The organism is Marinobacter sp. DSM 26671, from assembly GCF_900112835.1.
GTDB lineage: Bacteria > Pseudomonadota > Gammaproteobacteria > Pseudomonadales > Oleiphilaceae > Marinobacter > Marinobacter flavimaris.
The window spans coordinates 1-9,166 of sequence record NZ_FONF01000046.1; the positions used below are offsets into that span (position 1 = coordinate 1).

At 50.4% G+C, this 9,166-nt stretch carries 7 protein-coding genes and 1 pseudogene; 3 read left to right on the forward strand and 5 right to left on the reverse strand.

Translation table 11 applies throughout. The annotated features are described in order from the left end of the window. From BM035_RS21765 to BM035_RS21785, 5 genes and pseudogenes are all read right to left on the reverse strand, one after another. Nucleotides 1-216, reverse strand: a pseudogene (locus BM035_RS21765) (ISNCY-like element ISMaq5 family transposase); the annotation flags it as partial. 87 nt (nt 217-303) lie between these two features. Then, complete coding sequence (locus tag BM035_RS21770) at nt 304-693, reverse strand: response regulator (RefSeq protein ID WP_092034376.1); 390 nt, start codon at nt 691-693, stop codon at nt 304-306. 262 nt (nt 694-955) lie between these two features. Further along, nucleotides 956-2,470 carry an aldehyde dehydrogenase family protein gene (locus tag BM035_RS21775; protein WP_092034378.1) on the reverse strand — a complete coding sequence of 505 codons (1,515 nt, stop codon included), beginning with the start codon at nt 2,468-2,470 and terminating at the stop codon, nt 956-958. A 14-nt stretch (nt 2,471-2,484) separates the two neighbouring features. Continuing rightward, entirely contained in the window at nt 2,485-4,596 is a 2,112-nt protein-coding gene (locus BM035_RS21780; protein WP_092034379.1) for a PQQ-dependent dehydrogenase, methanol/ethanol family, read from the reverse strand. A gap of 39 nt (nt 4,597-4,635) precedes the next feature. Then, entirely contained in the window at nt 4,636-5,472 is an 837-nt protein-coding gene (locus tag BM035_RS21785; RefSeq protein ID WP_217646374.1) for a transporter, read from the reverse strand. A gap of 296 nt (nt 5,473-5,768) precedes the next feature. Here BM035_RS21785 and BM035_RS21790 point away from each other — a divergent pair, with 296 nt between their 5' ends. The 3 genes from BM035_RS21790 (at nt 5,769) to BM035_RS21800 (ending at nt 9,051) form a co-directional block, all read left to right on the forward strand. Next, nucleotides 5,769-7,652, forward strand: coding sequence for a sigma-54-dependent Fis family transcriptional regulator (locus tag BM035_RS21790; protein ID WP_092034383.1), 1,884 nt, complete (start codon nt 5,769-5,771; stop codon nt 7,650-7,652). A 713-nt stretch (nt 7,653-8,365) separates the two neighbouring features. Continuing rightward, nucleotides 8,366-8,509, forward strand: a complete 144-nt coding sequence (locus BM035_RS22530) for a hypothetical protein (RefSeq protein ID WP_217646360.1) — start codon at nt 8,366-8,368, stop codon at nt 8,507-8,509. 140 nt (nt 8,510-8,649) lie between these two features. Next, nucleotides 8,650-9,051, forward strand: a complete 402-nt coding sequence (locus BM035_RS21800; RefSeq protein ID WP_092033542.1) for an ATP-binding cassette domain-containing protein — start codon at nt 8,650-8,652, stop codon at nt 9,049-9,051. Nucleotides 9,052-9,166: the final 115 nt, after the last annotated feature.

Here is a 9,166-nt window from a genome sequence, read left to right on the forward strand (position 1 = left end):
TTGCTGCCTTAATACCATGCAACGCAGAACAGTCTCTGCGCTGAGACCGGATCGCCCAACGGCTGAAACGGAAGCATCGATTAAATCTGCCGCCACCAGCTCAAGAATCTCGGGCTGCCTGTCCAGGACCTCCGACAGCTTCCGGAGTCGGACGCCATACTCGTGATTCGAGTAATGTTCGAATATACTGACCTGAGCATTGCGGATCTCTCGCATGCTGGATCCTCTTGGTTGTTTGATGTTTTTTGGTCGCACTTAAAACATACCAAAGCCAAGAGGATTTTTTTATCTATTCTCAGAATTTTATCTGGAAATCAGAGGCTTGCTAATTTCTGGATGGGCACTAACTATGATGGGGAGGGAGGGTGCGATCTCATTTAAGCAACCGAGACCGCCAAGCCCCCTCATATCCGGCATGTCGAAATCGAAGAAGATGAGACCAAGGCTGTCATGCTCATTCACGATTTCCATGGCCTCTTCCAAGCTGAATACCTCGAAGACATATTTGCAATCATGATTTCTTTGAACAATATCCCTTAAGGAGTCGCGAAAAAGTGGCTGATAATCAGTAATCATAGCCTTGGACAATGGCGTTATTTCGACGTCTTCCTGCCGAATGTCAGGAACCGGGAGCGAGTGCAGCGTGGCTTGGCCCTTTGCCAAGCTTCTGAGGTTATTGGATTCTTTTAGCATTTGTTATTCCCCGCCATACTGTACATATATCAGAGACTTCGGCCCATGCTCCGTTCTTATTCCTGGCCGCACGGAGACGTGTCTATCTTGAGCGGTATCGCCCAAGAAGCCATAAACCAGACCTGTATCATTCCATTCATCCCCATATTAGAGAGGTTTATCGCTCACCTGTCGGGAGGGCGATAGTCGACTCTAGGAAGTTGAACAATTGACCTATGGGGGCTAAACCCCGGCTTTTCAGGGCCGGGGTTTAGCATTCTTCCTAGAGGGCAATGACAACCGACTTTGTCTCGAGGTACGAATCCAGTGACTGCTTACCCATATCACGTCCGACCCCGGAGAGTTTATAGCCACCGAATGGAATGTTGGCGTCAAGCATGTTGTGCCCGTTTACCCAAACAGTGCCTGCCTTTAATTTCGGGATTAAGCGTTGCACCTGAGAAAGATCGTTTGACCAGATACTGGCTGCCAGGCCATAGCGACTATCATTGGCCCGGTCTACGACATCCTCGATATTATCAAACGGGATAACCACCAGAACGGGACCAAAGATCTCGTCTTTGGCTATGACAATAGAATCGTCTTCGGTCGCAAATATGGTGGGCTTGACGTAATAACCTTTGCGGTCAGCTCGTTCGCCGCCGGTGACCAGGTGCGCACCTTCCTGACGGCCCGTTTCAATGTAGCGACAGACTCGGTCTAGCTGAACCCTGGATACGAGTGGTCCCATTTGAGCAGCTGGATCCAGGCCGGGCCCCAGGGGGATTGCCTCTGCCAACTCGGCAAGCCGACCCAGGACCTCGTCATAAATGCTTCGGTGAACGTAAAGTCGCGAGCCTGCACTACAGGTTTGTCCATGGTTGAAAAAAATCGCTGCCGCTGCTCCCTGCGCAGCCTTCTCGGGATCACAGTCAGCAAGGACAATCATTGGAGACTTGCCACCCAGCTCTAAAGTGACACGCGCCATATTATCCATCGCCGCACGGCCTATGATCTGCCCCACCTCTGTGGATCCCGTGAAACTAATCTTGTTGATATCAGGATGAGTTATCAGGGCAGACCCAGTACTCTGACCCTCGCCGGTAACGATATTGACGACTCCGTCAGGAAACTTTGCCTCTCCGATCAGCTCGCCCAGATAGAGGGCAGAAAGGGAGGTTTGTTCTGCAGGCTTCAACACAACCGTGCAGCCCGCTGCAAGTGCCGGAGCCAGCTTCCAGCAGGCCATCAGAAAAGGAAAATTCCACGGTATGATTGCAGCAACAACGCCTACTGGTTCCCGACGAGTGTATGCAGAAAAGTCAGCTTCGGGAGGCATGAAGGGCATGGAAACATCAAGAGTCGAGCCCTCGATTTTGGTTGTCCACCCGGCCATGTAGCGAAAGAATTCCAGTCCCAGGCTTACGTCAACAGCTTCGGCAATAGCAGCAGACTTGCCGTTGTCGATTGCTTCCAGCTCAGCAATGACTCTGGCGTCTCGCTCAATCAGATCTGCAAGTTTGAGAAGCATGTTCTGACGGGCGGAGGGTCTCATTCGCCCCCAGTCATCACTATTGAACGCACTTTTTGCACAGTTAACCGCTTTGTTAACATCGTCAGGGTGTGCAAAGGGTATGCTTCCTACAATCGTTTCTTCTGCCGGGTTTTCTACCTCTATGCGTTTGTTTTCCAGAGCATCAACCCATTGACCGCCAATCAGCATGCGGTGATTTTGACGGGCCAGGAACGCTTGGGTTTTATTCTCTAAATCTTGTGGTTGTTTCGTGAACATATTCATTGGCTCCCCTCAAATCACTGGTTCTTAGGACGGATGGCATCAGCGGTGCCCTGAATAAACGCCTTTATTTTTTCGGCATCCGTCTCATTGAGTGTTTTGCTAAAATCAGGCATCCCACTGGAGACGAATGGACCGTGAAACAGGAAGGCGTCGAGGTTTTCAATGACCGATTTCTTTGAATAACCCAGGTTTGGAATATTGCCGCCCTTGTCTACGCCGGGAACGCCATGACAGAACACGCAATTACTGACGTACAGAGCCGTGCCTTCTCCAATGAAATCAGGATTGTATTCAACGCCCGAAACCAGAGAGTTCAACTGATACTTGGTAAATTCAGGCATCTCGGCATCACCGTTCAGGACAAACGTATAAACAGTGCCGGCGGTCTTGAGGTCAGAGGCTCTCTGGGATTTTCCAAAAACACCGCCCCAGCCCGCTGCAATAGAGACATACTGAGTGCCGTCTATTTCATAAGTGATGGGCGCTGCAATGACGCCGGTACCCATTGGGGATTCCCATAGGGGGGCACCCGTTTGCGCGTTGAATGCCATAAAGCGAGCGTCTGCAGTTCCCTGAAATACCAGATTACCGGCTGTTGTCAGGGTTCCGCCGTTCCAGGGAGAGACATGTTCGTAACGCCAGGCTTCCTGCTGCGTAACGGGATCCCAGGCTGTAAGTCGCCCGAACGGCTTGCTTGATGGTGGCGCCACGTTGAATTGGAAAGCGGTGTTCCAGCCTACGCCACTCATGGGTTGTCCTGGCTCATTGCTTTCTATGTTTTCCCAGGAGGGATCTTCGACCATCGTGATCGGTATGTGCTGAGTGGGGAAGTAAGCCAGGCCGGTTTGGTGGTTAAAAGACATTGAGTGCCAATTGTGTCCTCCGAAAGGCCCCGGGATAATATCGAAGGGTTCGTCCATGGATCGTGCTTCAGGAACTTCTATTGGACGACCGTTGCTGTCGTATCCCTTGGCCCAGTTAACATCGACATAATTGTCGGCCGATATGAATTCACCGTTTGTCCGGTCGAGAACAAAAAAGAAGCCGTTTTTCGGAGCCTGCATGATAACTTTGCGACGCTCTCCATCAATCATGAGCTCGCTGAGAATCATGTCCTGCGTTGAAGTATAGTCCCAGTTATCCCCGGGCGTGGCTTGGTAATGCCACACGTACTCACCAGTGTCGGCATTGAGAGCAACAATTGAGGAGAGGTAGAGGTTATCCCCACCTTCCGGGCTACGCTTCTTGTGTGACCATGGAGAGCCGTTACCTGTGCCGATATATAAGAGATTCAGGTCCGGATCAAAAACGATGGAGTCCCATACAGTGCCACCGCCACCGGCCTCCCAGTATTTACCACTCGGGTCCCAGGTTTTTGCAGCGCGAGCCATGGCTTCGTTTTCAAACGGTTCGTTCGGATTTCCCGGCACGGTATACCAACGCCATTTCTCCGCTCCGGTTTTGGCGTCGTAAGCTGTGATGTAGCCCCGGACTCCAAATTCGGCCCCACCATTGCCTATGATCACGTTGCCGTTAACAACCCGAGGTGCGCCGGTAATCGTGTAGCTCATGTCGTTGTCGGGCAGAGTATTCGTTTCCCAGACTTTTTCGCCGGTTTTTGCATCAAGGGCGATCAATCGACCATCGTAGGATGCAACGTAGACATTTCCGTAGTGCACTGCCACACCGCGGTTTACAACATCACAACAACCCCTTGAGCCTGCCTCACCAGGTACTTCAGGATCGTAGGTCCAGAGTTTTTTGCCGGTTTTTGCATCAAGTGCATGCACAATGCTCCACGAAGCAGTGACGTACATTACGCCATCTACAACAAGCGGAGTAGCCTCGACACCTCGCTCAGACCCAAGGTTGTAGGACCATGCAAGCCCGAGGTTTTCGACATTATCGGCCGAAATTTGGGAGAGAGGACTAAAGCGCGTTTCTGCATAATCAAAACCATGGCTTGGCCAGTCCTTGCCGGTTTTGGCATTTTCAATGATATAGCTTTGATTAACCTGATCGGCCGCAATAACTGTGCCGGCGCCGATTACTAAAAATGGAACTAGTGCGCTACTTGTCGCTTTTTTTATGAAATGGTTTTTGTAGTGATTTTTAATCAGCTTCATTTTTATATCCTTTCGTTTTTATTACTGTTTTATGGGAATTTAAAAAGCTTTTAGAATACGAAAGTTGAGTCGATGTTGTTCTTTGAATCCATTTTCCACGGACAAATCTCTTCCATAATTTGCGATTAGTTGCAGCCCCGGATTCGCAAACCATGCCGTACCGATTGTCATCTTCGTGGTCGCAAGGTCATTGTCCTGATTAACATCGTTTATCTGTGTTTCACCACCAGACGTATGAGAAATGCCGGTGCGAAGATCCCATTGCGGCGTTACGTTATAACGCAGGAAGCCCTGGAACTGATATAAGGGGTCCTGTTCCAAAGTGGCCTTGGAGGCACCGAGTTCGTCATTCTTGCCAAAGAAAGTTACATCACCAATGAGGTCTAATGAGATATTAGAAGTGAGACCGGTTATGTAACCTGCCTGTAATGCATATTTCCAGCGGTTCTCGCCAAGGTTTAATGTGTCATTTCGATCGTAACTCCCCACTGGAACATACAGGAAGGGAGTAATGCCGAAATAGGTGTTACTTTCGGGCTCGTTTACAAGCCAAACTGTCGCCGCAAGAATCAGGTCGCCGATGCCACTGGTGTCACCAAGCGAAGAGGTATCGTCTTTTCCTTCTACCTTGCCGAATGGGAGGAGGAATTGAGGGTCTACTGTGTAACCGCCTATTTCAGTGAAATGCACCCCCCGCAGGATTCCTACCTGTGAGTCTAATCCAGCATTAATGGGTGCTTTGTCGCCATCCGAGTACAGGGAATCTGCAGTGGCGTATTGATAGTAGACCATTCCAAGGTTGGTTCCGGCGGGCAGTGCCGTGTAATCCCCAGCATCAACGTCAATAGCTACTGCATTTCCAGAAGCCAGCAACATAGTGGACAGGCCAGCAGAAGCGACACAGAAATTCCCAATTCTGGAACGGAGTGAACTTTTGTGCTTATAGTTTGATACAGATGACATAGTGCAGCCTCTTATTAGTTTTGTTGGTATTGCACTCAAGGTTCAGCAATCGATATGCCAGATCGTCAGGGTTTTTGAAAGTCCTTTTTAAACAGTGGCCTAAGAGGTTTTTTCGCTTCAATGTTTCAGTTTTTGGAAAAAAGTGGATCGTTTCAATACACTAAAAATGGATGATTGAATAAAAACAATACAGAGCCGTGGGTATCGTTATGCATAAAAAGATCGTTGACCTTAATACTCAGGTCCAGCAAGCGCGTGTGTTGTTTGATGAAGGGCGTGTTGTACCGTCCCAGCTGGTACGGGATGAAGTTTTGCGTTCCTGGCTAAGATGCAGACAACATGGAGTGTCCCCCACGGATCAGGTCTTACTTGAGGCCGCGCGATTCGACCAGATCTCTCATGTCCGCAATCAGCACGAGCGGCTCCTGACATATGCAGAGCCTGAAATGCAACGGTTGTTCCGTTCAATGAGTTCTGCAGGTTGGGTCTTGGCGTGTGTGGAGAGAGAAGGTCACAGTATTAAATATTTCGGCAATGACAGTCCCTGCTACGAAGTGCTTGGAGCCGCTTTGAATGCTGGTATCGACCTTTCAGAAGAGATAGCCGGAACCAATGCCCCAGGTTGCGCTTTAATAGAAGGCAGGCCCTCTGTTGTGTGTGGAAGCGAGCATTTTTTGCATTCACTCTGGAATCTATCTTGTGTTGCAGTACCCATTTTTGATCCTGCCGGGACGCTGGTCGGGGCTTTGAATGCCTCGAAACCATATGACGGCCGGCCGGTCGGGATTGTGGAGTCGGTTGCGCTCGCAACTCGGTCTGTTGAGAATCGAATGGTCGACGATTTGCGTGGTGCCCTGGTCCTTGCGGTTCACTATCGCCCGGAGCTTACGCAGTCACCCATGCGTGGTTTGATACATTTTGGCGAGGACGGTGAAGTTTTAGGTGCAAACCCCTCGGCCAGACAGATGCTGGATCTCGATTCTCTAGAGCAGAAGCAGAGCCATGTCTGCTTCAGAGACGTATTCTCGTGCCGCGCTGCCGAAATTGAGGGATCACAACAAAACCCTGTTGAGGTGGAATGTCACAATGGGGCAAGGCTTTTTCTTAAGGTTGAAAGGCTTTGCAAAGGGCCCTTGAGCGTCAAATCGACGCCACCGCAAAGACGTCCGGACATCGGTCAGTCTTTTTACGTGGGCGAGCCAACAAAACCACTTTTTGAAAAGGCGCATCGGGCCTTTCAGTTTGGAGTTCCTGTTCTGGTGACTGGGGAAACCGGAACAGGCAAAGAGGTTTTAGCGCGCTCGTTACATGCAAATGGGCCTTCTTCAAAAGGCGCGTTTGTTGCTGTGAATTGCTCCGCTATTCCTGCCGGGTTGATTGAATCAGAGTTATTTGGCTATGCCGACGGTGCATTCACTGGTGCGCGCCGTGGCGGCGCCAAAGGCAAGTTTGAGGAGGCGAGTGGCGGTACGCTTTTCCTGGACGAAATAGGCGATATGCCGTTGGAATTTCAAGCACGTCTGCTGCGTGTTTTGCAAGAACGTATTGTAACCAGGCTTGGAGAAGAGAAGCCTCGGCCCGTCTCGTTTTCTCTGGTCTGTGCGACGCATCGGAATCTTGATGACCTTATGGAAAGCGGAGACTTTCGGAGCGACCTTTATTACCGGATCAATGGGCTCAGGGTGCAGCTCCCTGCTCTTCGAGAGCGTGAAGACCTGGATGCTTTGATTGATCACTTTCTGGCCTCAATGTCACAGGAAGGCTCCCCGTCAATACTGACATCTGACGCTCGTAATCTCTTAAGGCACCATTCGTGGAAAGGGAATATCAGAGAGCTCCAACAGGCTCTGAATCTTGGCCAGGCGCTTTCTACTCAGGGAATTATTGATGTTGAACACTTACCCGACGACATCAGGGCTCAAAATGACACTGGGGAGGTGGACGTTGGCGATGGCGGCACGCTCGCCGCTGCAGAGCGCGAGGCGGTGCGATGTGTGCTTGAAAAACACAATCACAACGTTAGTGCCGCAGCTCGAGAACTAGGAATAACACGAGCCACTCTCTATCGGAAAATAAAACATTTTGGCCTCTGAGGTAATTCGTGGACTAGCCCGAATTTCTCATGAGGGGATAAAACGCGCCGCTCTTTTCAGCGAGTAAGCGCCAGGGCATTCCAGTTTGTCAGGTGTACCCGGCTTCCAGTTGTGGGGCATTAGCTTGGCTGTGCCGCTCGTTATCCGCCCATTCTAAACGCCCGCTTTGCGACCAGGCTGAGTCCCCCAAGCTTTTAAACAAAAGCGAACGTTCGCCGCAGCCCAAATCAAGGGCTTTCATGCTCCAATCGACTAGGTTTTTATAAGTATTGAAGAACATGAATACATTAAGCTTTTGGACCACGCAATTGCTCAGCAAAGCCCCTATTACCTGGTGGCGGGGCTCCAACTGGCCAACATGACCCAGTCTGATTTCGAAAACACCCGTGATAGCTTTTTATCCTTACAGCCTTTGAGTTCGCCTGCCCCTGGGCCAATAGACGACGACAATTTCCGATTCCGTATTAAGACACGCCTGCCTTCCCGAAGAAACCGGATGCCAAACTTCGCACATAAAGAGTGCTTTGCCCGGTTTTCTGTCTCAGAGCAGCGCATTTTTCACAACCTCCACAAATACGAAAACTCACAACCTCCTGAAATAAAGCGTTATTTTAGGCTTGGCACAGCCTATGCTGTAGCGAATATAACTGGTTATAACAGGTTGTGATGAGGCAGGTATGGAAAGGCTACCGAGTGATACAGACGTAATGCCAATGGCGTTTTTTCAGAAGGTGAAGCAGGGCATCTGGCAAAAAATTCTGGACGGCGCCGGCCAGTCCCTGCTTTACAAGAACCTTTACTACCGGGGCGACTGCTCCCGCTTCGGCATGGAAATCGAGCGAGCCCATCTGGGTTAATTCAGCGAAACGCCATTGTTTATGAACACTGCAAAACAGGACCTGGAAACCATTGCTATAAAGTTCATTGACCGTGGCAAGCTTGCGTTCGGTGACTTGGTAGTCTTGCGTACCGTGGATCTTTTCCTAGAAATGGTGGGTTGCAGAAGTACGAGCATCACTATCTGGACCAGCTCTCCGGTGGTATGCAGCAGCGGGTGGACATTGCCCACGCGCTGGCAATCTACCCACGGATTCTATTGATGGACGAACCCTTTGCCCCGCTGGATTACCAGACCAGTCTGATGATGCAAGACATCCTGGTGAACTTGTGGGAGGAATTCAACACCACGATTGTGTTTGTGACTCTCGACGTGGACGAGTCGATCTTCCTGTCTGAACTCATTCTACTAACGAGCGCTGCGCCTAGGCGCAGCGTGAAGGGCAATGCCAATTCCTTGCCCTGGCCACCGGATCAAATGATCTCCTCTGAGACTGATTTTCTGGAAATCAAACGTGAATGCATGGAATTCATCCGTGTTGAAAGCGTGCGGATGTTCTAGGCCCGACTATGTCCATGGAACCCCTGATTCTGGTTGTCTGTTTTCTCGGCGCCCTGGTGCAGATCACGACTGGCTTGGGCTTCGGTCTGATTGTTGCGCCATTGCTTCTGGCCTA

Excerpts from the sequence above, each read along its gene's own strand:
- BM035_RS21770 (WP_092034376.1), bottom strand. The coding sequence starts at position 693 with ATGCTAAAAGAATCCAATAACCTCAGAAGCTTGGCAAAGGGCCAAGCC.
- BM035_RS21775 (WP_092034378.1), bottom strand. The coding sequence starts at position 2,470 with ATGAATATGTTCACGAAACAACCACAAGATTTAGAGAATAAAACCCAA.
- BM035_RS21780 (WP_092034379.1), bottom strand. The coding sequence starts at position 4,596 with ATGAAGCTGATTAAAAATCACTACAAAAACCATTTCATAAAAAAAGCG.
- BM035_RS21785 (WP_217646374.1), bottom strand. The coding sequence starts at position 5,472 with ATGTTGCTGGCTTCTGGAAATGCAGTAGCTATTGACGTTGATGCTGGG.
- BM035_RS21790 (WP_092034383.1), top strand. The coding sequence starts at position 5,769 with ATGCATAAAAAGATCGTTGACCTTAATACTCAGGTCCAGCAAGCGCGT.
- BM035_RS22530 (WP_217646360.1), top strand. The coding sequence starts at position 8,366 with ATGGCGTTTTTTCAGAAGGTGAAGCAGGGCATCTGGCAAAAAATTCTG.